This is a genomic window from Arthrobacter sp. ISL-5 (assembly GCF_018613835.1).
In the GTDB taxonomy this organism is placed as follows: Bacteria; Actinomycetota; Actinomycetes; order Actinomycetales; family Micrococcaceae; genus Arthrobacter.
In genome coordinates this window covers 53,316-76,460 of sequence record NZ_JAGGPM010000033.1, presented here as the reverse complement: position 1 = coordinate 76,460, position 23,145 = coordinate 53,316, and the positions used below count along the sequence as shown (strand labels likewise).

Annotated in this window: 26 protein-coding genes, 6 tRNA genes and 1 riboswitch; of the genes, 16 read left to right on the top strand and 16 right to left on the bottom strand. The window is 66.7% G+C overall.

What is annotated here, in order from left to right:
• Positions 1–25: 25 nt before the first annotated feature.
• The 6 genes from J7I89_RS18720 to J7I89_RS18695 all read right to left on the bottom strand — a co-directional run bounded on the left by J7I89_RS18720 (position 26) and on the right by J7I89_RS18695 (position 5,188).
• Positions 26–679, bottom strand: coding sequence for a DUF3000 domain-containing protein (locus J7I89_RS18720; protein WP_214973362.1), 654 nt, complete (start codon positions 677–679; stop codon positions 26–28).
• A gap of 71 nt (positions 680–750) precedes the next feature.
• Positions 751–1,866, bottom strand: coding sequence for a low specificity L-threonine aldolase (locus J7I89_RS18715; RefSeq protein WP_214973379.1), 1,116 nt, complete (start codon positions 1,864–1,866; stop codon positions 751–753).
• Positions 1,867–1,874: 8 nt separating this feature from the next.
• The gene (locus tag J7I89_RS18710) at positions 1,875–2,657 is read right to left on the bottom strand and encodes an SDR family oxidoreductase (protein WP_214973361.1); all 783 of its coding nucleotides are present in this window, start codon (positions 2,655–2,657) and stop codon (positions 1,875–1,877) included.
• Entirely contained in the window at positions 2,654–4,066 is a 1,413-nt protein-coding gene (locus J7I89_RS18705) for a DUF6421 family protein (protein WP_214973360.1), read from the bottom strand. The genes J7I89_RS18710 and J7I89_RS18705 overlap by 4 nt, the downstream gene beginning before the upstream one ends.
• A gap of 145 nt (positions 4,067–4,211) precedes the next feature.
• The gene (msrB, locus tag J7I89_RS18700; protein ID WP_214973359.1) at positions 4,212–4,682 is read right to left on the bottom strand and encodes a peptide-methionine (R)-S-oxide reductase MsrB; all 471 of its coding nucleotides are present in this window, start codon (positions 4,680–4,682) and stop codon (positions 4,212–4,214) included.
• Positions 4,683–4,696: 14 nt separating this feature from the next.
• The gene (locus J7I89_RS18695) at positions 4,697–5,188 is read right to left on the bottom strand and encodes a hypothetical protein (RefSeq protein ID WP_214973357.1); all 492 of its coding nucleotides are present in this window, start codon (positions 5,186–5,188) and stop codon (positions 4,697–4,699) included.
• Between the two features lie 182 nt (positions 5,189–5,370).
• Here J7I89_RS18695 and J7I89_RS18690 point away from each other — a divergent pair, with 182 nt between their 5' ends.
• Positions 5,371–6,624, top strand: a complete 1,254-nt coding sequence (locus tag J7I89_RS18690) for a S9 family peptidase (RefSeq protein ID WP_251045552.1) — start codon at positions 5,371–5,373, stop codon at positions 6,622–6,624.
• Here the strand turns inward: J7I89_RS18690 and ybaK are convergent.
• From ybaK to J7I89_RS18675, 3 genes are read right to left on the bottom strand one after another with little or no spacing between them, the layout of a single operon-like run.
• Positions 6,621–7,154 carry a Cys-tRNA(Pro) deacylase gene (gene ybaK, locus J7I89_RS18685; RefSeq protein ID WP_214973353.1) on the bottom strand — a complete coding sequence of 178 codons (534 nt, stop codon included), beginning with the start codon at positions 7,152–7,154 and terminating at the stop codon, positions 6,621–6,623. The genes J7I89_RS18690 and ybaK overlap by 4 nt on opposite strands.
• A 17-nt stretch (positions 7,155–7,171) precedes the next feature.
• Positions 7,172–7,633 carry a SufE family protein gene (locus tag J7I89_RS18680; RefSeq protein WP_214973352.1) on the bottom strand — a complete coding sequence of 154 codons (462 nt, stop codon included), beginning with the start codon at positions 7,631–7,633 and terminating at the stop codon, positions 7,172–7,174.
• A gap of 51 nt (positions 7,634–7,684) precedes the next feature.
• Entirely contained in the window at positions 7,685–8,605 is a 921-nt protein-coding gene (locus tag J7I89_RS18675) for a sulfurtransferase (protein WP_214973351.1), read from the bottom strand.
• Positions 8,606–8,825: 220 nt separating this feature from the next.
• Here J7I89_RS18675 and zapE point away from each other — a divergent pair, with 220 nt between their 5' ends.
• Entirely contained in the window at positions 8,826–9,866 is a 1,041-nt protein-coding gene (gene zapE / locus J7I89_RS18670) for a cell division protein ZapE (RefSeq protein WP_214973350.1), read from the top strand.
• 102 nt (positions 9,867–9,968) lie between these two features.
• On the opposite strand, the gene J7I89_RS18665 is transcribed toward zapE, so the two are convergent.
• The 6 genes from J7I89_RS18665 to J7I89_RS18640 form a co-directional block, all read right to left on the bottom strand.
• Positions 9,969–10,211 carry an antitoxin gene (locus tag J7I89_RS18665; protein WP_214973349.1) on the bottom strand — a complete coding sequence of 81 codons (243 nt, stop codon included), beginning with the start codon at positions 10,209–10,211 and terminating at the stop codon, positions 9,969–9,971.
• A 147-nt stretch (positions 10,212–10,358) separates the two neighbouring features.
• Positions 10,359–10,430 (bottom strand) — tRNA-Val (locus J7I89_RS18660).
• 51 nt (positions 10,431–10,481) lie between these two features.
• A tRNA-Gly gene (locus J7I89_RS18655) sits at positions 10,482–10,554 on the bottom strand.
• Positions 10,555–10,611: 57 nt separating this feature from the next.
• Positions 10,612–10,686, bottom strand: a tRNA-Val gene (locus J7I89_RS18650).
• Between the two features lie 38 nt (positions 10,687–10,724).
• A tRNA-Cys gene (locus J7I89_RS18645) sits at positions 10,725–10,795 on the bottom strand.
• Between the two features lie 47 nt (positions 10,796–10,842).
• A tRNA-Gly gene (locus tag J7I89_RS18640) sits at positions 10,843–10,915 on the bottom strand.
• 275 nt (positions 10,916–11,190) lie between these two features.
• Here J7I89_RS18640 and J7I89_RS18635 point away from each other — a divergent pair.
• The 14 genes from J7I89_RS18635 (at position 11,191) to hisF (ending at position 22,307) form a co-directional block, all read left to right on the top strand.
• A tRNA-Val gene (locus tag J7I89_RS18635) sits at positions 11,191–11,262 on the top strand.
• 95 nt (positions 11,263–11,357) lie between these two features.
• Positions 11,358–12,203 carry a cytochrome gene (locus J7I89_RS18630; RefSeq protein ID WP_214973348.1) on the top strand — a complete coding sequence of 282 codons (846 nt, stop codon included), beginning with the start codon at positions 11,358–11,360 and terminating at the stop codon, positions 12,201–12,203.
• A gap of 86 nt (positions 12,204–12,289) precedes the next feature.
• The gene (gene def / locus J7I89_RS18625) at positions 12,290–12,862 is read left to right on the top strand and encodes a peptide deformylase (protein WP_214973346.1); all 573 of its coding nucleotides are present in this window, start codon (positions 12,290–12,292) and stop codon (positions 12,860–12,862) included.
• Positions 12,859–13,779: a methionyl-tRNA formyltransferase gene (gene fmt, locus J7I89_RS18620; protein ID WP_214973344.1), complete on the top strand. Its 921-nt coding sequence runs from the start codon at positions 12,859–12,861 to the stop codon at positions 13,777–13,779. Before def ends, fmt begins: the two co-directional genes overlap by 4 nt.
• Positions 13,776–15,353, top strand: a complete 1,578-nt coding sequence (locus J7I89_RS18615) for an RsmB/NOP family class I SAM-dependent RNA methyltransferase (protein ID WP_214973342.1) — start codon at positions 13,776–13,778, stop codon at positions 15,351–15,353. Before fmt ends, J7I89_RS18615 begins: the two co-directional genes overlap by 4 nt.
• Positions 15,354–15,381: 28 nt before the next feature.
• Positions 15,382–16,038, top strand: a complete 657-nt coding sequence (rpe, locus tag J7I89_RS18610; RefSeq protein ID WP_214973341.1) for a ribulose-phosphate 3-epimerase — start codon at positions 15,382–15,384, stop codon at positions 16,036–16,038.
• A gap of 133 nt (positions 16,039–16,171) precedes the next feature.
• Positions 16,172–16,319, top strand: a riboswitch (FMN riboswitch).
• Positions 16,320–16,505: 186 nt separating this feature from the next.
• Positions 16,506–17,618, top strand: coding sequence for a bifunctional diaminohydroxyphosphoribosylaminopyrimidine deaminase/5-amino-6-(5-phosphoribosylamino)uracil reductase RibD (ribD, locus tag J7I89_RS18605; RefSeq protein WP_214973377.1), 1,113 nt, complete (start codon positions 16,506–16,508; stop codon positions 17,616–17,618).
• Positions 17,618–18,259, top strand: a complete 642-nt coding sequence (locus J7I89_RS18600) for a riboflavin synthase (RefSeq protein WP_214973340.1) — start codon at positions 17,618–17,620, stop codon at positions 18,257–18,259. The genes ribD and J7I89_RS18600 overlap by 1 nt, the downstream gene beginning before the upstream one ends.
• Positions 18,256–18,969, top strand: coding sequence for a 3,4-dihydroxy-2-butanone-4-phosphate synthase (gene ribB, locus J7I89_RS18595; RefSeq protein WP_214973339.1), 714 nt, complete (start codon positions 18,256–18,258; stop codon positions 18,967–18,969). The genes J7I89_RS18600 and ribB overlap by 4 nt, the downstream gene beginning before the upstream one ends.
• Positions 18,966–19,667, top strand: coding sequence for a GTP cyclohydrolase II (gene ribA / locus J7I89_RS18590; RefSeq protein WP_214973330.1), 702 nt, complete (start codon positions 18,966–18,968; stop codon positions 19,665–19,667). Before ribB ends, ribA begins: the two co-directional genes overlap by 4 nt.
• 18 nt (positions 19,668–19,685) lie before the next feature.
• Positions 19,686–20,168: a 6,7-dimethyl-8-ribityllumazine synthase gene (gene ribH, locus J7I89_RS18585; RefSeq protein WP_214973329.1), complete on the top strand. Its 483-nt coding sequence runs from the start codon at positions 19,686–19,688 to the stop codon at positions 20,166–20,168.
• Positions 20,169–20,281: 113 nt separating this feature from the next.
• Complete coding sequence (locus J7I89_RS18580) at positions 20,282–20,545, top strand: phosphoribosyl-ATP diphosphatase (protein ID WP_003801526.1); 264 nt, start codon at positions 20,282–20,284, stop codon at positions 20,543–20,545.
• A 57-nt stretch (positions 20,546–20,602) separates the two neighbouring features.
• Positions 20,603–21,463: an ATP phosphoribosyltransferase gene (gene hisG, locus J7I89_RS18575; RefSeq protein ID WP_214973328.1), complete on the top strand. Its 861-nt coding sequence runs from the start codon at positions 20,603–20,605 to the stop codon at positions 21,461–21,463.
• A gap of 67 nt (positions 21,464–21,530) precedes the next feature.
• Positions 21,531–22,307, top strand: coding sequence for an imidazole glycerol phosphate synthase subunit HisF (gene hisF / locus J7I89_RS18570; protein WP_104140099.1), 777 nt, complete (start codon positions 21,531–21,533; stop codon positions 22,305–22,307).
• An 88-nt stretch (positions 22,308–22,395) separates the two neighbouring features.
• Here the strand turns inward: hisF and J7I89_RS18565 are convergent, their stop codons facing one another.
• A complete protein-coding gene (locus J7I89_RS18565) occupies positions 22,396–23,040 on the bottom strand; it encodes a TIGR03085 family metal-binding protein (protein WP_214973375.1) in 645 nt (214 codons plus the stop codon).
• Between the last annotated feature and the right edge of the window lie 105 nt (positions 23,041–23,145).

Below are 23,145 nucleotides of genomic sequence, written 5' to 3'. Positions count from 1 at the left end.
ACTGATTCGGCACGGGCGGGAGCCGCTAGTTCCGGCGCCTGCGGGGCAGTGCGGACACGCCGTCGGGCAGCGGCGGAAGCCCGGCAAAGGTGCACACCATGTCAGACCAGGCCTCAAGATGGGACTGGATGTCTGCACTGGCCGGCGTCCAGGAGGCACGGAGCTCGATGTCGATCGAACCCGGCCGGTCGGACAGCGTGCCGAAGCTTTCCGATAGCACGCGGGTGGCTGTTCCGCCGGCTGCGCGGTAGGGGGCGTGGTGCGTCTCCAGGGCTTCCACGAGCCAGGTCCACGCCACCGTGCCGAGCATTTCGTCGTTGCCCATCTCGGCATCGAGCTGGGCGCGGATGTACGTTACGATGCGGAACTCACCGTCCCAGACGGCCGAGCCGTCGGGGTCGTAGAGCAGGATGAACCTGCCGGTGGCGAGTTCGTCGCCGTCGGGGTCGTCACCGGCAGCGGCAGAGCGGGCCAGCGCCATGGCCGCTGGGCCGTGGACGGCCGCGTAGTCGCCGCCGCCGCTGGGCACAATCACCTCGGCGCCGAGCGCCACAGCGAACGGTGCCAGCCGTGAGGGCGCCGGGATCTCGTCCAGGCGCAACTCACTGCGGCATCGTGCTTTCCGGAGCGTTCCCAAGGCGTGAAGGAAATCCGAGGGAACCTGGGCAAGTGCGTTCACCTTCGCAGGGTACGCAATAGAATCCGCCGCCGCCCGCAGGCTCGCCGCCGGCTCATGCAATCGCGCGCATGCTACTGCGCGCCTGCCGGTGACGCCGGAGCGTGGCCGGACAGTTCCCTCTTGATGGCCTCGACGAACGCATCAACGTCCTCCTCGCTGGTATCAAACGAGCACATCCAACGGACTTCCCGGGCAGCCTCGTTCCAGTCGTAGAAGCGGAAGGACTGTCGCAGCCTGTCGGCCACGCCCTCGGGCAGGATGGCGAAGACGCCGTTGGATTCCGTCTTCTGGGTGGGTTCCACGCCGTCAATGGCATCCACGGCTGACCGCAGCCGGGTGGCCATGGCGTTCGCGTGCGCGGCCGATCGCAACCAAAGATCGCCCTCCAGCAGCGCGATGAACTGCGCGGACATGAAGCGCATCTTGGAGGCCAGCTGCATGTTCATCTTCCGCAGGAAGAGCAGGCCGTGGGCGGCGTCCGGATTCAGCGACACCACCACCTCGCCGAACAGCAGTCCGTTCTTGGTGCCGCCGAAGGACAGGATGTCCACGCCGGCATCGCGGGTGAAGGCCCGCAGCGGAACATCGAGGTGTGCCGCCGCGTTTGCCAGCCGGGCGCCGTCCATGTGCAGTTTCATGCCCTTGGCGTGGACGTGCTCGGCGATGGCCCGCGCTTCCTCCGGCGTGTAGCAGGTGCCCAGCTCGGTGGTCTGGGTGATGGAGACGGCCAGCGGCTGGGCCCGGTGCTCGTCGCCCCAGCCCCACGCTTCACGGTCAATGAGCTCCGGCGTCAGCTTGCCGTCCGGCGTGGGAACCTGCAGCAGCTTGATGCCGCCGATGCGTTCCGGGGCGCCGTTCTCATCCATGTTGATGTGCGCCGTTGACGCGCAGATCACCGCACCCCAGCGGGGGAGCAGGGACTGCAGCGAAAGCACGTTGGCGCCGGTGCCGTTGAAGACGGGGAAGCACTCGATGCCTTCGCCGAAGTGCTCCTCCATGAGCTTCTGCAGCCGCGCGGTGTAGTCGTCTTCGCCGTAGGACACCTGGTGCCCCTCATTGGCGGCCGCCAGCGCAGCAAGCACCTCCGGGTGCACGCCGGAATAGTTGTCGGAGGCAAATCCCCGGACGGTGGCGTCGTGCAGCCGGGACATGGTGCCGTTGCCGGCCGTTTCAACTGTGGTTGTCATCGCTTTGGTCACGCTTTCAGTCTAGGTAGTTCCGGCAATTGGTGTGTGGCGTCAGGAGTCAGCGGCAGCCGCTTGCCGTTCAGTTCCGCGGCGGGCTGGCCGAAAAGCCCGACGACGGCGGCCGCCAGGTTCTCGACGTCGGTGTAGCCCGGGAACTTGCGTTCCGGCTGCCGGCTACGCATGCCGGCGTCCACAAGGGCCTGCACCACCAAGACGACGGCGGCACTGTGTAGTTGGGCGGTGCCGTGCAGTTTGGTGTCTCCGCTCTGGTCCCGGGCGAACCCGTCCGCCACCGCCATGGTCCAGGCCTCGGCGGCCGCCTTGGCTGCTACATAGTTGGCGATGCCGGCGGCGGGCTGGCTGACCGTCGTCGATGTCACCATGGCGAAGCGGCCGGTATCCGATGCCGCGAGGTCGTCGTAGAAGACGCGGGTGACGTTCCTGAGCGTCGTTATGGCGCTGCGTTCCAGGAAGTCCCAGTCCTCGTCGCTTTGGTCGGCGATGCCCTGTGCTCCGCGCCACCCGCCGACGAGGTGGATGACGCCGTCGATCCTTCCCGCTGTCCGGGCGAGGGCTCGGTGAAGTTCGCGGACCTCGGGGAGGCTCGCGAGATCGCAGACCAACGGGACGACTCCGGGGCCGGCCTGGGCGGCGGCGGCCTCAATCCTCGCCTCGTCCGAACCCACGGTGAAGACGGCGAAGCCGGCCCGCCGCAGCGCGCCGGCCACGGCTACTCCCGACGGGCCGCTGCCGCCCGTGACCAGGACGTTGGCTCCCTGGCCTGCGTTCATCCCGGGGTCATCGGCGTCGCCGCAGGACCTGTGGTTGAGTGGCCCGGGTCCGAAGCTCCGGTGATGCCGGCGGTTGACTCGATCACTGGACGCATCTTCTTTTCCAGTGCCTCGTAGAACATGGACAGGGGGAACTCATCGTCCAGCACCTGGTCGGTGAGCCCGCGGGGCGGCCCGTCGAGGGGGAGGGCCCCGGGTCCCTTCGCCCACACGGAGGCCGGGTTGGGCGTGACGGTGCCCGAGATGAGCTCATACGCGGCCAGCCAGTGGGCCGTCTTGGGCCGGTCGATGGAACGCCAGTACAGCTCGTCAATCCGGGCGCCGAGTTCAATGACGACGCCGGCCACGTCCTCCCAGTCGATGCTGAGGCGGCTGTCGGTCCAGTGGAGCACCCGGTGCTGGTGCAGCCAGGCGAACAGCAACTGGCCGCCGAGTCCGTCGTAGTTGCGCACCCGGCTGCCCGTGATGGCGAAGCGGAAAATGCGGTCGAAGATGACGGCGTACTGGACCAGTTTCGCGTGCCGGCGGGCTTCAGGGTCGGCCTCTTCGTCCTTCTCGATCTTCACTGATTCCCGGAAGGCGGTGAGGTCGCAGCGCAGTTCCTCCAGCGAATACAGGAAGAACGGCATGCGCTGCTTGATCATGAACGGATCGAAGGGCAGGTCCCCGCGCATGTGGGTGCGGTCGTGGATCAGGTCCCACATCACGAACGTTTCCTGGGTGAGCTCCTGGTCCCCGAGGAGTTCGGCGGCGCCGGCCGGCAGTTCAAGGGCCGTGATGTCCGCGGCGGCACGAAGGACGCGGCGGAAGCGGGCAGCCTCACGGTCTGCGAAGATCGCGCCCCACGTGAACTTGGGGGTCTCGCGGACGGCCACCGTCTCCGGAAAGAGCACCGCGGAGTTGGTGTCATACCCGGGCGTGAAGTCAAGGAAGCGGATGGGGACAAAGAGCTTGTTCGAGTAGTCGCCCTGTTCCAGCCCGGCGATGAATTCTGGCCAGACAACTTCGATCAGCACAGCTTCCACCAGCCTGTTGCTGCTGCCGTTCTGGGTGTACATGGGGAATACCACGAGGTGCTGGAGCCCGTTTTCGCGGTGCGTCTGCGGCTGGAAGGCGAGCAGGGAGTCCAGGAAGTCGGGAACGCCGAAGCCGGCCTCCGTCCAGCGGCCGAAGTCGCGGCCCAGCAGTTCAAGGTAGCGGGCATCGTGCGGGAGGGCCGGGGCAAGGGCCTTGACGGCGTCGACGATGGCAACGACGTGGCTGGCGGCGGCAGCGTGGTCGGCTTTTTCCGGAACGGAGCCGTCCTGCACCTGGAGCCCGCGCAGGGCCGTGGCCGAGGCCTTCAGCCGCTGCCATTCGGGGTGGTCTGCTGAGATCGTGGCAGGTGCTGTGGTAGCGGTCAGTGTCATCTTCGGCGTCGCCTTTCTGGTTGCCTGAGCTTCTACGCCGAGCGTAGCAAGCAGCCAGAGTTCCTAATCCATAATCGGCGTGAGCGTAAGAAACTGTGAGGCTAAGGGCCTGCATTCAGCCCGTCAGATGTAGCGGCGCAAAGCCTCAGGAGTCCGCCCCTGCGGTGCCTTCGGCCGGGACCAGCTTCAGCGAAATCGAGTTGATGCAGTACCGCTGGTCCGTGGGCGTGCCGTAGCCCTCACCCTCAAAGACGTGGCCCAGGTGGGAATCACAGTTTGAGCACCGAACTTCGATGCGTTCCATGCCGAGGGTGCGGTCGTGGATGTACCGTACGCGTTCCTCTGCCAGGGGCGCCCAGAAGGACGGCCAGCCGCAGTGCGAATCGAATTTCTCGTTGCTGGTGAAAAGCTCGGCCCCGCAGGCACGGCAGTGATAGACGCCTGCCGTGTGGGTGTCCCAGTACTCGCCCGTGTACGGGCGTTCCGTGCCGGCCTGGCGCAGCACCCGGTACTCCTCGGGCGTCAGTTCCCTGCGCCAGTCCTCGTCATCCCGGACCGCCGACGGATTCTCGGCGCCTACAGTGTTGGTATTGTCGGCTTTTTCTGGAGTGCTCATAGCCTGGTCAACGCTCAGGAGTCCCCGATAAATCCCGAGCCCGCGTACAGATGCAGCACCGGAAGCCCCAGCCGGTCCTGGGCTTTGTTGGCCCAGTCGGTGTGGAAGGTGTCCGCCACTGCGTGCGGCCTGGTGATGACGACAGCCTGTGCGGCACCGAGTGCCTTCACCTTGGCCACGAGGCCGTTGACCGCTCCGCCATCCACCACCTCGCCCGAGACCCCGCCGCCCACGCCTTCGAGGGCACTGAGCGACGTGGTCAGCGTCTCCGCCGCGGCGGCCCGCTGCTTGTCCGGGTCCGGGGCGTGCGATGTTAGCTCCCGGAAGGCCTTGGCGATGTCCAGCATGGAGAGGTTCTCGAGGAAATCCACCAACAGGTGCCGTTCAGTGTTGGCAGGCACGAGCACTACCAGGGGCGCATCACCCCCATCCACCAGGCGTTCGATGTTGACGCGGTCGTCCGCACCCAGCGGCTCTTCTGTGAGAATGACGATTGGATCGCTCATGCCATCAGCCTAGTCCCGAGGAACCGCGCCCGCATGCATTTGGCCCCCGATGTGCCTTGGGAGCCGAGTCCGGCAAGAATGGTGCCATGGATTCCTCCTTCCCGCTGGGCACAGCGCTGCAGCGACACGTGGAACGCGCCGCCGGCCAGCAGACCGTGGCAGCGGGCACACCGGACAACAAGATGACACTCAGAGCGAAATGGACCCTTGGCGGGGCCATCGCCGGCGGGGCTGCGGCCGGACTCCTCGGCGCCGGCTCCTCTGCCCTGGCGCTGTACTTTGCCAGGCGGGTCCTTACCCCGGCCCGGGCACGGCCTGCGGACCAGGAAGTGCTGGCGCTCATCCGGGAGGGCCGCGGCCTGCAGGTCATTCTGGCCGCCACGCCCGACGCCACCCTGGATGGTGTCTACGGACTCTTCTTTGACGGCGGAAACGGCTACGCCCGGATCGGCAAGATTGTGTCCTACTCGCCGGCCGAGCGAACGGTGCTGCGCGAAGTCGAGGCGGTCTACAGCGGAGACCTCGCAACGGCCCGGCGCGGCTGGTGGAGCGGCGCCGCGTATCCGGATCCCGCCGCCGTCGGGCTGGCGTCCGAAGAAGTCGGCATCGAGGTCGACGGCGGAACCGCCCCCGCCTGGCTGATCAGGGCCGAACCCGACGCCGAGACGTGGGCCATCATGGTCCACGGCCGGGGCGCAACCAGGCAGGAAGGCCTCCGGGCCGTCCGGGCCGCCCGCGAACTGGGGCTCTCCAGCCTGCTGGTGTCCTACCGCAACGACGGCCTGGCGCCCTCGGCGCCGGACGGCAGGTACGGCCTGGGGTCCACTGAGTGGCGGGACATCGATGCCGCAATCTCCTTCGCCCTGGCTAACGGGGCCAAGGACGTGGTGCTCTTCGGCTGGTCCATGGGCGGTGCCATCTGCCTGCAGACCGCGGATCTCTCGAAGCACCGGACGGTCATCAGGGCCATGGTCCTGGACGCCCCCGTCATCGACTGGGTCAATGTCCTGGCCCATCACGCCGAACTGAACCGGATTCCGTCCGTCGTCGGCCGGTACGGCCAGCTGATGATGGGCCACCGGCTGGGGCGCCGCCTGACCGGGTTGGCCGCTCCGTTGGACCTGAAGGCCATGGACTGGGTGTCCAGGGCCGTGGAACTGCGGACACCCACCCTCATTGTTCACAGCGTGGACGACGAATATGTCCCGTACCGGCCCTCCGCGCTCCTTGCCGAAAAGAATCCGGAGATGGTCACGTTCGAGGCGTTCGAGCAGGCGCGGCACACGAAGGAATGGAATGTTGATCCGGGCCGCTGGGAGAGCCTGGTCAAGGCCTGGCTGCAGCAGCAGCTCGCGCCAAGGTTGAATCCGGGTCAGGGGCTGAATCCGGGGCAGGAGCCCGGCCAGCCCGGAGCCGAACGGGACCTGCGGGATTAGCGCGGCCGGCTGGCCGTCCTGGGGCTGGCCGTGCTGACCGGGGTTGCGCTGATGGGGGCAGTGGCGGCGCCGGTGAGGCGGATCAGGTCCTGGGGATCGAGCTCGATGTCACGGCCGCGGCGGCCTCCGGAAACGAGCATGCTGGCCAGCGCCAGCGCGCTTTCATCAATCACCGTGGGGGAGGGCAGCCGCTGGCCCAGCGGCGAGATGCCGCCCAGGACGTAGCCCGTCCGCCGTTCAGCCGCGGCAGGGTCCGCCATGGCTGCTTTTTTGCTCCCCAGGGCCGCCGCGACGGCCTTCAGGTCCAGGCTTCCGCTCACCGGAACGACGCCGACGGCGAGCCTGCCGTCGACCTCGACCATCAGCGTCTTGAAGACCCTCGCCGGATCAATCCCCAGGACTTCGGCAGCCTCTAGCCCGTAACTGGCGGCCGCGGGGTCGTGGCTGTACGGATGCAGAACGAAGGAAACGCCTGCCGCAGCCAGTGCGGCTGTGGCAGGCGTTCCCTGCGAGGTGTTCTTGCGCGCCATTGGCAGGTCCGGACGGCTTAGCTCTGGAGCCTGGCGGACGCGGCCACTTTGCGCTTGATGCGCCCCAGCATCGCCGTCATCCCGCGCATCCGCAACGGTGTAATGGCCCGCGTCAGCCCCAGCAGCTCCGGCATGTCATCCGGCACGGCCAGGATCTCCTCCGCAGTGAGGCCGTCGAGACCCTCGTGGAGCACCCCCGCGAATCCCCGTGTGGTGGGAGCCTCGGGAGGCGCCTTAAAGAACAGCCGGAAAGCGGCGGGGGACCCGGCGTCGTCCTTTTCCGTCTCAATTGTCAGGAAAAGCGGCGACTGGCACTCGACGACCTGTTCCAGCAGTTCCGGGTGATCCCGGAGCCGCTCCGGCAGTTCGGGCAGGGCGCGGGAAAACTCCAGAAGCAGTTGAAGCCGGTCAGGCTCGGTCAGTGCCTGGAAGTCATCGACAATCTCCGCCAGCGCGGTGGGAAGTGCATAAGTACTCATCCCTTCCAGCTTACGCAAATTTGCCCCGAAGCGGCCCTTTCTTACGGATGCTTACCTGGCGCCAGCCGGAACGGATCCGCGCTCGGCGCCCTTGACGATCGGCACGCGTACGGCGTTGCCCCATTCCGTCCAGGAACCGTCGTAGTTGCGGACCGTCTCGAAACCGAGCAGGTACTTCAGGGCGAACCACGTGTGGCTGGAACGTTCGCCGATGCGGCAGTAGGCCACGACGTCGTCCCCTTCCGTCAGTCCGGCTTCACCGAGGTAGAGGGCCTCAAGCTCGGGCCGGGTGCGGTAGGTGCCGTCTTCCGCCGCCGCGCGTGCCCAAGGAATCGATGCCGCCGTGGGGATGTGTCCACCGCGGAGGGCGCCCTCCTCGGGGTATGCGGGCATGTGGGTGCGCTGGCCCGTGTATTCCTCGGGGGAGCGGACATCGATCAGCGGCTTTCCGAGGTGGGCGAGGACGTCGTCCTTGAAGGCGCGGATGGGTGCGTCATTGCGTTCCACAACCGGATAGTCACCCGCAGCCGGAGCGGGAACGTCGGTTGTCAGCTCGCGGCCTTCGGCGATCCACTTGTCCCGCCCGCCGTCGAGCAGCCTGACGTCCTCGTGGCCGAATAGGGTAAACACCCAGAGGGCATATGCTGCCCACCAGTTGGACTTGTCGCCGTAGATCACCACGGTGGTGTCGCGGGAAATGCCCTTGGCCGCTGCCAGGGCGGCAAAAGCGTTGCCGTCGACGTAGTCGCGGGTGACTTCGTCGTTCAAGTCCGTATGCCAGTCAACCTTGACCGCGCCCGGGATGTGTCCGGTCTCGTACAGCAGGACGTCCTCGTCGGACTCCACTACTACGAGCTTTCCGTCGTTGAGGGCACCACCCTCGATGGCGGCGGCGAGCCACTCCGTGGAGACGAGCCGCTCCGGGTTGGCGTAGGCGGTGAACTTCTCGTTCTGTTCAACTGGGTAGGACATTCGTATGGCCTTTCACTGAAACGGTCACGTCGGACCGCCGAAGGGGACGGTCGGTCACTGCTTCAACACTAGCCACGGCCCGCGATGATTGCTCCCCCTCGTTAACAGGGCGAAATGTGTGCTTGGTCACGGCGGGGGACGGCCTGGGTCCCCGCATCGGGACGGCGCCGTCAATGCCGGTATCCTGTCTGGGGACAAGTCACCAGCAGAACGGACCACCTTGGTACAGATTGAAAAGCTTGCCACCCGGACGCCGGCGGTGTCGGTGGATGAGCTCCTCAAAGGTTTCTACCCGTCACCAAGGTTCGGGAAGGTGTCCTTCGCAAGCTACCGGCCCGATCCTTCGCAGCCCAGCCAGGCGGCGGCCGTCCATGCCCTGGAGGCTTTTGCCGGCGGTGTTGGCGCGGGCGACGGGGCGGGACTCTTCAAACGGCTCTTCGCCAAGAAGGACACAACGCGGGCCGGCATTTACCTCGACGGCGGTTTCGGCGTCGGAAAAACCCACCTCCTCGCTTCGCTCTGGCACTCCGCGCCCGGTCCCAAGGCCTTCGGCACGTTCGTGGAGTACACCAACCTGGTGGGAGCGCTGTCCTTCCGGAAAACCGTTGAGGCGCTGAGTTCCTACAAGCTTGTCTGCATCGATGAGTTTGAGCTGGATGATCCGGGGGACACCGTCCTGATGTCCCGGCTCATGCGCGAACTCGCCGACGCCGGCGTCAAACTCGCTGCCACGTCCAACACGCTGCCCGGATCCCTGGGCGACGGCCGCTTCGCGGCGGTCGACTTCCAGCGGGAGATCCAGGTCCTGGCCGACCAGTTCGATGTCATCAGGATCGACGGCGAGGACTTCCGGCACCGCGGCCTGCCCGCGGCCCCGCTGCCGCTGCGGAACAGCGAACTTCACGCCCACATGAAGGCGGAGTTCGACGGCCAGACGGTTGCGGAGGACGACTTCAAGACCCTGATCGCCCACCTGGCCGGCGTCCACCCGAGCCGCTACCGGAAACTCATCGACGGCGTGGACGGCGTTGTCTGGCGCGACGTGGAGACCATTACCGAACAGGCCGTGGCGCTGAGGTTCGTGGTGCTGGCGGACCGGCTGTACGACAAGGACGTTCCGATCCTGGCGAGCGGCGTCCCGTTCGACCAGCTGTTCACGCATGAAATGATGACCGGCGGCTACATGAAGAAGTACTTCCGGGCAGTCTCCCGCCTGACGGCACTGGCCCGTGAAGGCCAGAACCACGAACCGGCTCTTTAGGCGTTAAGCGACGGCGTTAAACGCCAAAGGTGCCGGCGCCGCCTCTCGGCGGGACCGGCACCTAGGTTGACGTGTCTGGGCAAAGCCCGGGCAAATCCCTGGTTACGGAGCCTTCTCGGCCGGCGGCACTATCTGGTCCGCCGGAGCCTGCTTGGGCGTTCCGTCTGCGTTCTTGTCAACGAAGGTGGAAGCGCCATCCTGGACCTTATCTACGTGTCCGGCGTACTTGCCGCCGGTCTTCGAGTCGACGAAGTCGCCCGCTTTGTTGATGCCGTCCTTGATGGCCTGCTCGTTGCCGCGGATCAGACCCTGAGCTTTGCCCTTTAGATCGTCAATTAGTCCCACGAGCACCTCCCTTCAATTGCGGAGCCAGTTCGCTCCTCCGCATTCGATCCTAGCTGCCATGGCGATGCCTGCCAAGGAGCTGTTGACAGAAATTGTCAAACGGTGCGAAGGCAAGAAAAAAGCAGCTCCGGGGAGCTGCTTGAATCGTGGGCGATACTGGGATCGAACCAGTGACCTCTTCCGTGTCAGGGAAGCGCGCTACCGCTGCGCCAATCGCCCGGAACCGGAAGACCGGCTGAATCCTGGGTTCGGATCCCGAAGGATCAAGAGAGCGGACGACGAGATTCGAACTCGCGACATCCACCTTGGCAAGGTGGTGCTCTACCAGCTGAGCTACGTCCGCGCATGAAGTCCGTGCCGGCTGGGCCGGACGTTCAACAACAAGCAAGTTGCCTTGCTCTGGTGGGCGATACTGGGATCGAACCAGTGACCTCTTCCGTGTCAGGGAAGCGCGCTACCGCTGCGCCAATCGCCCATTGCATCCGGTCAGACCGGAAACCATGGTTTTCACCGAGGTGGGTACGGGATTCGAACCCGTGTATACGGCTTTGCAGGCCGCTGCCTCGCCTCTCGGCCAACCCACCGTGTAAGCGTCGATTCCAGGGAATCTTAGCCGTGACAGTGTCCTGCGAGCGGACGACGAGATTCGAACTCGCGACATCCACCTTGGCAAGGTGGTGCTCTACCAGCTGAGCTACGTCCGCATTCGGAGCGCTGATTCCTGTGCCGTGAGCGGCATTTCCTCGCGTTCCAACGAGTAAAAACTCTATAGGAGGTTCAGGGATTCTCCAAATCGAGGCACAACGCGGTCACGCCAACCCCCGTACTTCCTTGAATTCTAGGGAAATTTTCGAATTACAGACCTGTAATTCAGCAGGCCAGGGGCTCCGGTGTGCATCCGGCTTTCGCATCTGGTTCCCTGCGGGGGAGGCCCGATTTCCGAAAACCCCTCATCGTCGGCTAGCATTCAAATGCATCGGGGCGATTGGCGCAGTGGTAGCGCGCTTCGTTCACACCGAAGAGGTCACTGGTTCGAACCCAGTATCGCCCACCGATGGATGGTCCGTTCCGCCCGGGATAACACCCGGCGGAGCGGACTTTTCTGTTTCCGGACTTATTGTCAGCCCCCCGTGAAAGAGTCTCTCCATGACTGATCCACTCCTCGCCCACGCCACGGAATACGGCCGGATGTACGCGCGCTCCACCACTGAAGCGTTCTCGGTTCCGTCCATCACCACAGTCATCGGCCAGCAGCCCCACGGGCTGGACGGATGGTTCGGCTACATGGGCGCCAGCACCCTCGCCAAGGATCCGTCGCTTCCCGAAATCCTGGGCAGCCCGGCAAAAGTGCGGCAGGCGGTGAACCGTGCAGCCAAGGCTGCCGAGGCCTACCGCGACGAAGCCGCCCAGCGCGGCGACCGCGTCCACAACTACTGCGAACAGGTTGCGCTGCGGGCCCTGGGCCGGCCCCACCGGATGAAGGAAACGCGGGAAGCCCTGGCGTCCAACGGTGAAGAGGCCTTCGCCGCCCGCTTCGACGAATGGTGGGAGCTGTTCCGGGTGGAACCCCTGGCGCCGGAGATTACGGTGTGGAACAAAACGGTGGGGTACGCCGGAACGCTGGATCTCGTCGCCCGGATCAACGGGCGGACCTGCCTCATTGACTACAAGACCAAAGGAACAACCCGCGACGGCCAGGTCAAGCCGCTGGACGACAAAGTGGTCATGCAGCTCGTCGCAGGCATGAAGGCGGAGGAAAGCCTGGTGGATGCCGTGGCGGGGGAGTGGGAACCCTGGCAGCACGGTGATTCTCCTGTACTGCTCGCCGTGGCCATCGGCGAAACCGAGGTGCGCCCGGTGAGGGCGAACCCGGAGGTGCTGCGGCACCACTGGTGGAAATTCTGCGCGCTGCGGCGTGTGTGGGAGATGTCCGCGGATACCGTCAGCGCAGGACCCGCGCTGCTGCCGGTGGCGCCGCCCGTGTTCGCCTGAGCCGGGCGCAGGGGCGGCGCCGGCCCGGCCGCAGCAACTAAACTGGACTGGATCCGTTAACGCCCACCGTGAGGAAATGACTGCACATGGCAATTCTGAATATCCGTATCATCGGCGACCCCGTGCTGCGCACGGTTGCCGACCCTGTCACGGAATTCGGGCCGGAGCTGGCCAGGCTCGTTGCCGACATGACCGAAACCATGGAGGACGTGGAAGGCGCCGGCCTCGCCGCGCCCCAGGTCGGAGTCAGCCTCAGGGTGTTCACCTACCGGATCGGCGGCGTTGAGGGGCACGTCATCAACCCGGTGCTGGAAAACAGCGATGACTTCCAGCCTGACGAAGTGGAAGGCTGCCTGTCCATCCCGGGCCTCGGCTTCCCCGTCCGCCGCTACCGCACCACGCGGGTCACCGGGGTGGACGTCAACGGAAACCCGGTCTCCGTGGAGGGAGAGGGAATGCTGGCCCGCTGCTTCCAGCACGAGACCGACCACCTGGACGGCATTCTCTTCACGGACCGCCTCGAGGGCGAGGACCGCAGGGCAGCGCTGCGCTCCATCCGCAACGCCAACTATGACTCCATCACTGAACGGACGACGGCGAAGCGCGCCAAGACTGTCGGCTCCAGTTTCGGCGGCGGCAGCTTTGGCGCTGCCGGATGAGGGTCCTCTTCGCGGGAACGCCGGCTGTAGCCGTACCGTCACTTGATGCGCTGATCGCCGCCGGCTTCGACGTCGTCGCGGTGCTGACCCGGCCGGACGCGCCGATCGGGCGCAAACGCGTCCTCACGCCGTCGCCCGTTGCCGCCCGTGCCGCAGAGCTCGGACTCGAAGTCATACATGCCGCGCGTGTGGACGACGCCGTCACCGCCAGAATCGCGGCCGTCCGTCCGGACGTGGCCGCCATTGTTGCCTACGGCGGCCTCGTGCCCCGTGCCGCCCTGGACATTCCCCCGCACGGCTGGATCAACCTGCACTTCTCCCTCCTGCCGGCCTGGCGCGGCGCTGCGCCCGTGCAGCGCGCGGTCATTGCCGGCGACGACATCACCGGAGCGGTGACCTTCCTCCTCGAGGAGGGGCTGGACACCGGCCCGGTCATCGGCACCCTGACCGAACCCGTCCGCCCCGACGACACCTCCGGTGCGCTGCTGGAGCGGCTGTCGCACAGCGGCGCCGTGCTGCTTGCCCAGACGCTGTCCGCTGTCGAGTCGGGCGCGGCCTCCCCGCGGCCGCAACAGGGCGAGGTTACCCTCGCCCCCAAGCTGACCATCGACGACGGCCGGATCGACTGGTCGGAACCGGCCCTCTCCGTTGGCCGGCGTGCCCGGGGCGTCACCCCGGAGCCGGGGGCGTGGACCACACTCGATGGCCAGCGCCTGAAACTTGAGCCGGTGCTGCTGCGGCCCGAGGCTGCCGCGCAGGCGCCGGGCACGCTCGCCCTGAACGGAAAGAGCGTGCTGGTGGGAACCGGCTCGCACCCTGTCGAGCTGACGCGGGTGCAGCCTGCCGGCAAGAAAATGATGGCCGCGGCCGATTGGTCCCGCGGACAAGCTTCCCTTGAAAGCGTGGTGTTCGAATGAGCGAGTCCGGGACAAGCGGCAGTGGCCGCGGCAGGGGGCCCCAGCGAGCGGGACAGGGCGGCCAGGGCGGCGGCGCCAGCCGGCGGAACGCGCAGGGCCGGGAACGCAACCGCGGGCCGCAGCGCAGCTACACCGAGAACGCGCCGTCCCAGCGCACCCGGCGCGCCGATCCGGCCCGGCTGGTCGCTTTCGAGGTGCTGCGTGCGGTGGCCGCTGAAGACGCGTACGCCAACCTTGTCCTGCCGGCGAGGATCCGGCACCACGGCCTGGACAAGCGCGACGCCGGCTTCGCCACGGAACTGAGCTACGGCGCCCTCCGGGGCCAGGGCACGTATGACGCGGTCCTGGCACGATGCGTGGACCGGCCGCTGGGCCAGCTGGACCCCGCCGTCCTCGATGCCCTGCGCATCGGCACACACCAGTTGCTGGCCATGCGCGTGCCGGCGCATGCGGCGCTCGACCAGACCGTGGGACTGGCCCGCGCTGTGATCGGGGCTGGACCTTCCGCCCTGATCAATGCCGTGCTGCGCAAGGTCTCCGCGCACAGCCTGGAGGAATGGCTGGAACTGCTGCTCAGCGATGAGCAGGATCCCACCAAGGTGGCCTCGGTCCGGTACGCCCATCCGGAGTGGATCGTGCGTGCCTTCAGGCAGTCCCTGGTGGCCCACGGCAGGCCGGTCACCGAGATCAACGATCTCCTGGAGGCGGACAACGCCGCCCCGGTAGTCAACCTCGTGGCTCTTCCCGGGCTGGGAAGCCTGGACGAGGCCCTCGAAAACGGAGCCACGCCCGGCGAACTCGTCGAAGGCTCCGCGCTGTCCAGCGGCGGCGACCTCGGCCGGCTTTCCTCGGTCCGGGCAGGGACCACGCGCGTCCAGGACGTCGGCTCCCAACTGGTGGCCCGCGCCATGGTTGCGCTGCCGCTGGGCCATGCGGAAGGCAGCGCTGCGGAAGGCAACGGCCCGGCCGGGACCGCCGAAGCCTGGCTGGACCTGTGCGCGGGCCCGGGCGGCAAGGCCGCCCTGCTCGGGGCGCTGGCCAATGAGCGCGGGGCCACCCTGCTTGCCAACGAACCTGCCCCGCACCGCGCCAAACTGGTCAGCCAGGCACTGTCCGCCGTCCCTTCCGACGTGTGGAAGGTGCGCACAGGCGACGGCCGGGAGGTCGGCGAAGAACAGCCGGAAGCGTTCGACCGCGTGCTCGTGGACGTGCCCTGCACCGGACTCGGCGCCCTGCGCCGCCGGCCCGAGTCACGGTGGCGGCGCACGCCCAAGGACCTGGCCGATCTCGGCCCGCTTCAGCGGGAGCTGCTCAAATCAGCCCTGGACGCGGTGAAACCGGGCGGGGTTGTCGCCTATGTGACGTGTTCACCGCACCCGGCCGAGACCACGGCGGTGGTCAGCGATGCACTGCGCAAGCGCGATGACCTCGAACTGCTGGACGCCGGAAGCGCGCTGGACGCTGTCAGCCTGACCGGGCATCTTGGCGCCGGCCACGAGCTCACGGCCCAGCTGTGGCCCCACATTCACCGCACGGATGCCATGTTCCTTGCCCTGATCCGCAAGAAGCCCTGAACTTCCCCACCCCGCGAAAGGACCCCGCATGCCGCAGTGCTGCATCAACCCGAGCATCCTGTCCGCCGACTTCGTGAACCTTCAAGCCGAGCTGCAGAGAATCAGCAACGCTGATTCGGTGCACGTGGACGTGATGGACAACCAGTTTGTTCCCAACCTGACCATTGGGCTCCCGGTGGTGCAGCGGATCCAGGCCGTCAGCCCGGTTCCCCTGGATGTGCACCTCATGATCGCCGATGCGGACCGCTGGGCACCGGGCTATGCGGATGCCGGAGTGGCTTCCGTGACGTTCCATGCGGAGGCGTCGATCGCACCGGTGAAGCTGGCGCGGGAACTGCGGGGGCGCGGATCGAAGGCCGGCATGGCCCTGCGTCCCGCGACGCCCGTGGAGCCGTTCCTGGACATGCTCCCCGAGCTGGACATGCTGCTGATCATGACGGTGGAGCCGGGCTTCGGCGGACAGGCGTTCCTGGACCTCACGCTGCCGAAGATCCGCCGGGCGCGCGCCGCCATCGAGGGGTCCGGCGTCAACGTTGCGCTCCAGGTGGACGGCGGCATCACGGAGGAAACCATCCTCCGCGCAGCAGAGGCCGGCGCGAACGTGTTCGTCGCCGGATCGGCCGTCTACGGTGCAGCGGACCCGTCCGAGGCAATTGACCGCCTGCGCAAGGCCGGAACGGTCTAGCCGGGAACATGCGGTCGGTGGGCTACGTGCGCCCAAGCCACGTCCACGTGGGCTCAGGTTACGGATTCTGTAACAGTTCATGGTTGGGAATACCCTGAGCATCCGCAAGGTTGTGCCACAATAGCAACACACATTACGTGCTCCGGGGTCGGTGTAAGTCCGAACCGGCGGTGACAGTCCGCGACCCGCGAGCCGGTGCTTTCCCAGGAAAGCCCGGCGGACGGTTGAACTGGTGAAACTCCAGTACCGACAGTTAAAGTCTGGATGAGAGAAGCGCGTACAGCTGTATTTTGTGACGTCCCACCGACGTCGCAGCATTTCGCTGTCGTATACCCCCGGAGCCATGAAGGTTCTAGAGGGAAGGAACGACACACACGCATGGATACTCGTACCGTGTCGCCGGATCCGGCGGTTTCATCGTGAGCAGCCAGCCGATCCATGCCTTCAGCGCTGCCGAAACCGCCGCGATGGATGCAGCCCTGGACGCCGCCCTGCAGGGGCCGCGCGGTGCCAATCCATTGGTGGGGGCCGTCGTCGTCGGTCCTGACGGCCGGCATCTGGTGACGGGCTACCACCGGGGAGCCGGCACCGCGCATGCCGAAGCCGATGCGATAGCGACGGCGATCAGCACCGGCGTGGATCTTCGCGGGGCCACCATGGTGGTCACGCTCGAACCCTGCAACCACGTTGGCCGCACGGGTCCCTGCGCGCAGGCGATTATCGACGCCGGAATAACCAGCGTCGTGTACGCCGTCGATGACCCCCACGATCCCGCAGCAGGCGGGGCAGCAACCCTCCGCAACGCAGGCGTCAGCGTGCGCAGCGGACTGGCGGCCGAGCGTGCGCTCGAACTGAACCGCCGCTGGTTCCAGGCCGTCGAGGCCAAACGCCCGTTCGTCACCCTGCACATTGCCCAGACCCTGGACAGCCGGATAGCTGCCGAGGACGGAACGAGCCAGTGGATTTCCTGCCCGGAATCGCTGGCCGACAACCACGCCATCCGGCGCCGGATTGACGCCATCCTGGTCGGCACGCAGACAGTCATGGTGGACAACCCGCGGCTCACGGCGAGGGACGCCAACGGCGAAGCCTCGGGCGAACAGCCGCTGCGGGCCGTCATGGGACTTCGCGACGTTCCGGCCGACGCCGCCGTGCGCGGTGACGACGGGAAGGTCCTGCACCTGCCCACGCGGGATCCCCATGAAGCCCTGGCACAGCTTTTTGCGGCGGGGGCGCGGCACGTCATGGTGGAAGGCGGATCCAGGATCCTGAGCGCCTTCCTCGGCGAGGGGCTCGTGGACGAACTCATCGTCTACCTGGCACCCACGCTGCTTGGCTCCGGCACGCCCGCACTCAACGGCCTGGGCGTCGGAACGCTTGCCGAGGCGCAGCGCTGGGAGTGGGATGCCGCCTCCGGCGGGGCGGTCCAGCAGCTGGGCAGGGACCTGCGGCTGCACCTGCTGCCGGAACAGGCCACCGCACCTCGTGAAATAAAGCAGCCGCCTTCAGCGGCCCAGTCAACCTCAACCGATTCACTACCGGCCCGCGCGACAGCGGGCACAGCCATGGGAGGCTACTGATGTTCACCGGAATTATTGCCGAACAGGGGAAGGTCCTGTCCGTGGACCGGAACGGCGACACGAGCGCAACGCTGCGCCTGCACGCCCCCGGAACCGCTGACGGACTGCCGCTGGGCGGATCCATCGCGGTCAACGGCGTGTGCCTCACGGCCACGGCCATCGACGGCAAGGATTTCAGCGTGGATGTAATGGGGGAGACCCTCGTCCGCAGCACCATCGGTGAGCTTTCCGCAGGTGACGCCGTCAACCTGGAGCGCTGTGTTCCGGCAGGCGGACGCCTCGACGGGCACGTGGTGCAGGGGCACGTGGACGGGGTCGGCGAACTCCTCGAGCGCGAAGCCCAGGGAAACTGGGAGCGGCTGCGGTTCGGTGTGCCGCTGAGGCTCGCACGCTACATCGCGGAAAAAGGGTCAATCGCCATTGACGGAGTCTCCCTCACCGTCACCGCCGTCAGCCCCGCTGCCGAAACTGCCCCGTGGTTCGAGGTGGGCCTTATTCCCACCACCCTCGCCGACACCGGCCTGGGCGCCAAGGCCGCCGGCAGCAGGGTGAACCTGGAGGTGGACGTGCTGGCAAAGTACACCGAACGCCTGCTGGCGTTCAGCGGACGCGGCACCGACGGCTCGGAGGACCAGCAGTGAACGCGGCGGCAAGGCTTGAGCCGGCAGCGTCCGGCACACTGACCCTCGATCCCATCGAGGAGGCAGTCCGGGCGATGGCAGCAGGACGGCCCGTACTGGTGGTCGACAACGAGGACCGCGAAAACGAAGGGGACATCATCTTCGCGGCGCAGCACGCCACCCCGGCCCTGATGGGATGGACCATCCGCTACAGCTCGGGAGTCATCTGCGTTCCGCTCGACGGTGCGCGCGCCGACGCCCTGGCCCTTCCTCCCATGGTGCAGGTGAACGAGGACGCGAAGGGCACCGCCTACACGGTCTCGTGCGACGCCGCCACGGGAGTAAGCACCGGAATCTCGGCCACGGACCGGGCGCTGACTGCCCGGGTCATCGCCGATCCGGGCAGCGGCCCGGAGACCCTGACGCGCCCCGGGCATATTTTCCCGCTGCGGGCCGTTAATGGGGGAGTGCGTGAACGCCCCGGCCACACCGAAGCGGCCGTGGAGCTATGCCGGCTCGCCGGCCTGGAACCGGTGGGCGTGATCGCCGAAGTGGTGTACGACGACGGCGAAATGATGCGGCTGGACGGCCTGCGGGTTTTCGCCGCGGAGCACGGTTGCCCCTTGATCTCGATTGAGGACCTCGTTGCCTACCTGGAGGCGAACGACCGTGTATCTTCACATGCAAGCAGTCCGGAAGCGAGTCCGGCCGGAGAAGGGACAAGACGATGACGGCATCTCAAGCAACGGAGGCCAGCAGCAACGGGCGGATACCGCATCCCGTAAGTGCCGGCCCCGTGGTCCAGCTGCCCGGAGCGTTCGGGAACTTCGTGACGCAGGCATGGACCGACCTGGTCACGGGCGCAGAGCACCTCGCGGTCAGCTCACCCAACCCTCCCAAGGACGGCAAGGCGCCCCTGGTGCGGCTGCATTCGGAATGCCTGACCGGGGACGTCTTCGGCTCCTATCGTTGCGACTGCGGCGAGCAGCTTGCGTACGCCCTGGAGCTGATCGAGGAGAACGGCGGCACCCTCCTGTACCTCCGCGGCCAGGAAGGCCGCGGCATCGGCCTGGCCAACAAGATCAAGGCGTACGCCCTGCAGGAGGCGGGCTTCGACACCGTCGAGGCCAACGAACAGCTCGGACTGCCCGTTGACGCGCGGTGCTACAACGCCGCCGCGCAGATCCTGGCCGAGATGGGCCTGCATGAGGTCCGGCTGCTGAGCAACAACCCGGACAAGCAGAACCGACTAGCCAAGGCCGGCGTGACGGTGGTGGAGATGGTTCCCACTGAGGTGCCCTCCCGGGAACAGAACATCCGGTACCTGCAGACCAAGAAGGACCGCATGGACCACCTGCTGACCCTGGACGCCCAGGCCGCAGGAGTGCCCGGCGGCGGCACGAACACTTTTGAACACGAACAAGACTGAACGGATCAGGATCACTTTATGAGCGGACACGGCGCACCCCAGATCGACCTCACCACCCTCAACCCTGCGGAAACCTCGCAGCTGAAGCTGGCCATCGTTGCCGCCAGCTGGCACACCCAGATCATGGACGGACTCCTGGACGGAGCCCTCCGGGCCGCCAAGGACGCCGGCATCAGCGAACCCACGGTCATCCGCGTGCCCGGCAGCTTCGAGCTTCCCGTGGCCGCCGCGCGGCTGGCACCGCACTTCGACGCCGTCGTTGCCCTCGGCGTCGTCATCCGCGGCGGAACGCCGCACTTTGACTACGTCTGCCAGGCCGCGACGTCGGGACTCACCGACGTCAGCGTCAACACCGGCGTCCCGGTCGGGTTCGGCGTGCTGACGTGCGACACCGAACAGCAGGGCCTGGACCGGGCCGGCCTGCCGGGCTCGTCCGAAGACAAGGGGCACGAGGCCGTCACTGCCGCACTGGCCACCGCACTGCTGCTCAAGCAGTACTGATACGCGGGCGGGGATGGGGGCGGACCGCACGCCGTGTGGTTTCACTCACATCCCCGCCGTCATGCAACGGCCCGACAGGCGGTGTCCGGTCCCGAGCAAGTAGGCTGGAGGGCGTGAAGAATTTCGAGACGCTGTTCGCAGAGCTCAGTGAGAAGGCAGCCACCCGTCCGGAGGGCTCCCGCACCGTTGCCGAGTTGGAGTCCGGAATCCACGGCATCGGCAAGAAAGTCGTGGAGGAAGCAGCCGAAGTCTGGATGGCTGCGGAGTACGAATCCGACGAGGCCGCCGCCGAAGAGATCTCGCAGCTCCTGTACCACCTGCAGGTCCTGATGCTTGCAAAAGGACTCAGCCTGGAAGACGTCTACAAGCATCTGTAGCCGCGTCCGCGTGGCCCGTTTGCTGATCCAAGACTTCCAACCCCAGAAAGACCTCCAATGCTGCGTGTAGCCGTACCCAATAAGGGATCCCTGTCCGAAGCCGCCTCCGCCATGCTCTCCGAGGCGGGTTACCGCCAGCGCCGTGACAGCCGCGAGCTGGTCATGGTGGACCCGGACAACGAAATTGAATTCTTCTTCCTCCGCCCCCGCGACATCGCCGTGTACGTCGGGCAGGGAACGCTCGACGTCGGCATCACCGGCCGCGACCTCCTCCTGGACGCGCAGGTTGAGGCGGAGGAACTGCTTCCGCTCGGTTTTGCCGCCTCCACGTTCCGCTTCGCCGGCCCGATCGGCGATTTCTCCACTGTGGAGGAACTCGAAGGCAAGCGCCTCGCCACCAGCTACGACGGCCTCCTGCGCGACTACCTGGCGGGCCGCGGCATCAAGGCCAGGGTGGTCCGCCTGGACGGCGCCGTGGAGTCCTCCGTGCGGCTCGGCGTCGCTGACGCGATTGCCGACGTCGTCGAAACCGGCAACACGCTTAAGGCGGCCGGCATGGAGATCTTCGGCGAGCCGATCCTGAAGTCCGAGGCCGTCCTCATCCGCCGCACCGGCGAGGGCGGGGCCGCGAACGGCACTGCCAAGGAAATCGAAGTCCTGATCCGCCGTCTCCAGGGCGTTCTCGTGGCGCGCCAGTACGTGCTGATGGACTACGACATCCGCAAGGAACTCGTCGAACAGGCCGCCGCGCTCACTCCCGGGCTTGAGTCGCCCACCGTCTCGCCGCTGCGCGATTCGGACTGGGTTGCCGTCCGGTCCATGGTGCCGAAGAAGGAAACCAACCGGATCATGGATGAGCTGTACGACCTTGGCGCCCGCGCCATCCTGGTCAGCAGCATCCACGCCTGCCGCATCTGACCCCTTCCGTCCACGCCGCCCCGCCGGTGGCCCAAAAGCACACCTCTGCAGTACAACAGGAGAAGTCATGGCTGTAGCCGTCCGCGTTATTCCGTGCCTGGACGTTGATGCCGGCCGCGTGGTCAAGGGCATCAACTTCGAAGGGCTCCGCGATGCCGGAGATCCCGTGGAGCTCGCGCACCGTTACGACAACGCCGGCGCGGACGAACTGACCTTCCTCGACGTGACCGCATCGTCGGGCAACCGGGAAACCACGTTCGATGTCGTCCGGCGCACCGCCGAGGAAGTGTTCATTCCGCTGACTGTCGGCGGCGGCGTCCGCGGCGTGGCCGAGGTGGACAAACTGCTCCGCTTTGGCGCGGACAAGGCCTCCATCAACACGGCAGCCGTGGCCCGGCCGGATGTCATCGACGAAATCACCCGCCATTTCGGATCCCAGGTGCTGGTGCTGTCCGTGGACGCCCGCCGCACGCGCCCCGGTTCCCAGCCCACGCCGTCGGGCTTTGAGGTCACCACACACGGCGGCCGCCAGGGCACCGGGATCGACGCCGTCGCCTGGGCGAAGGAAGCCGCCGACCGGGGTGTCGGGGAAATCCTGCTCAACTCGATCGACGCCGACGGCACCAAGGACGGTTTCGACCTCGAGCTCATCCGGCTGGTCCGCGCCGCCGTCAAGGTCCCGATCATCGCCTCCGGCGGTGCCGGCGAGCCTGCGCACTTCCCGCCCGCAGTGCAGGCCGGGGCCGATGCCGTGCTGGCCGCGTCCATCTTCCACTGGGGCCCGGACGACATGATGTCCCAGGTCAAGGCCGCAATCCGCGACGCCGGGTTCGAAGTCCGCTAACTCATTCCAGCCCAACTGACTCGCACTTGTGGTCGTTTTGAGCGCTCAAAACGACAACAATTGCGAGCCAGTTGGGCTTAGAGGCGGATTAGAGGCCGACTTCGGCTGACTGAAGAAGCGCGACGGCGTCCGGCTGGCCTTCGAACGTGACCAGGGCATGGCGGGTGCGGCCGTGGGCGTGCATGAGCAGCTCGCCGGGCTCGCCCACGATGGCAACCGACACGGGTGCGCGTTTCGCGACGTGACGCGGGCCTGAGGGGCAGACCAGGACGATGCCGAGGTCAACGCCCCGGTACAGGATGGCTGCGCGCTTGATCAGCTCATCCCACAGGGCATCCGAATATCCTTCGTCGAGGGCGCGCGGTGCCCAGCGGTCGACGGCGCGGCGGACGTCCTCCGTATGGACGAAGTATTCAATGAGATTGGAGCTCTCATCCAGCGCCTTGATCTTCATCGGCGACAGGACGGGCGGGCCGGAGCGGAAGGTGTTCACCAGCTCCGTGTAGTCATCGGCGGTCTTGATTTTCGCGGCGAGCTTGGCGGTGGCCTTGTCGGATGCCTTCGACAGGCTCTTGATGATCAGGCCCAGCCCGACGGCCGCTTTACGCTCGCGAAGGTACAGGTGCGCTGCCAGGTCCTTGGTCTTCCAACCCCTGCAGAGCGTGGGGGAGTCAGGACCGGCCGCCAACAGGGTTTCGGCCAGGACTTCTCGGGACGGATCGACGAAATGCATCACTTGTGAAACTAGCACGTCCCCGCTGGACTTGCGCAGTGTGTCCGTGCGTGAATTTCTTCCGTTGTTCATGGGGCTCCGTGAAGCTCGAGACGCCGCTTCCGG

Excerpts from the sequence above, each read along its gene's own strand:
- J7I89_RS18715 (WP_214973379.1), bottom strand. The coding sequence starts at position 1,866 with ATGACAACCACAGTTGAAACGGCCGGCAACGGCACCATGTCCCGGCTG.
- J7I89_RS18710 (WP_214973361.1), bottom strand. The coding sequence starts at position 2,657 with ATGAACGCAGGCCAGGGAGCCAACGTCCTGGTCACGGGCGGCAGCGGC.
- J7I89_RS18705 (WP_214973360.1), bottom strand. The coding sequence starts at position 4,066 with ATGACACTGACCGCTACCACAGCACCTGCCACGATCTCAGCAGACCAC.
- msrB (WP_214973359.1), bottom strand. The coding sequence starts at position 4,682 with ATGAGCACTCCAGAAAAAGCCGACAATACCAACACTGTAGGCGCCGAG.
- J7I89_RS18695 (WP_214973357.1), bottom strand. The coding sequence starts at position 5,188 with ATGAGCGATCCAATCGTCATTCTCACAGAAGAGCCGCTGGGTGCGGAC.
- J7I89_RS18690 (WP_251045552.1), top strand. The coding sequence starts at position 5,371 with ATGACACTCAGAGCGAAATGGACCCTTGGCGGGGCCATCGCCGGCGGG.
- ybaK (WP_214973353.1), bottom strand. The coding sequence starts at position 7,154 with ATGGCGCGCAAGAACACCTCGCAGGGAACGCCTGCCACAGCCGCACTG.
- J7I89_RS18680 (WP_214973352.1), bottom strand. The coding sequence starts at position 7,633 with ATGAGTACTTATGCACTTCCCACCGCGCTGGCGGAGATTGTCGATGAC.
- J7I89_RS18675 (WP_214973351.1), bottom strand. The coding sequence starts at position 8,605 with ATGTCCTACCCAGTTGAACAGAACGAGAAGTTCACCGCCTACGCCAAC.
- J7I89_RS18630 (WP_214973348.1), top strand. The coding sequence starts at position 11,358 with ATGACTGATCCACTCCTCGCCCACGCCACGGAATACGGCCGGATGTAC.
- def (WP_214973346.1), top strand. The coding sequence starts at position 12,290 with ATGGCAATTCTGAATATCCGTATCATCGGCGACCCCGTGCTGCGCACG.
- fmt (WP_214973344.1), top strand. The coding sequence starts at position 12,859 with ATGAGGGTCCTCTTCGCGGGAACGCCGGCTGTAGCCGTACCGTCACTT.
- J7I89_RS18615 (WP_214973342.1), top strand. The coding sequence starts at position 13,776 with ATGAGCGAGTCCGGGACAAGCGGCAGTGGCCGCGGCAGGGGGCCCCAG.
- rpe (WP_214973341.1), top strand. The coding sequence starts at position 15,382 with ATGCCGCAGTGCTGCATCAACCCGAGCATCCTGTCCGCCGACTTCGTG.
- ribD (WP_214973377.1), top strand. The coding sequence starts at position 16,506 with ATGGATGCAGCCCTGGACGCCGCCCTGCAGGGGCCGCGCGGTGCCAAT.
- J7I89_RS18600 (WP_214973340.1), top strand. The coding sequence starts at position 17,618 with ATGTTCACCGGAATTATTGCCGAACAGGGGAAGGTCCTGTCCGTGGAC.
- ribA (WP_214973330.1), top strand. The coding sequence starts at position 18,966 with ATGACGGCATCTCAAGCAACGGAGGCCAGCAGCAACGGGCGGATACCG.
- ribH (WP_214973329.1), top strand. The coding sequence starts at position 19,686 with ATGAGCGGACACGGCGCACCCCAGATCGACCTCACCACCCTCAACCCT.
- hisG (WP_214973328.1), top strand. The coding sequence starts at position 20,603 with ATGCTGCGTGTAGCCGTACCCAATAAGGGATCCCTGTCCGAAGCCGCC.
- hisF (WP_104140099.1), top strand. The coding sequence starts at position 21,531 with ATGGCTGTAGCCGTCCGCGTTATTCCGTGCCTGGACGTTGATGCCGGC.
- J7I89_RS18565 (WP_214973375.1), bottom strand. The coding sequence starts at position 23,040 with ATGCATTTCGTCGATCCGTCCCGAGAAGTCCTGGCCGAAACCCTGTTG.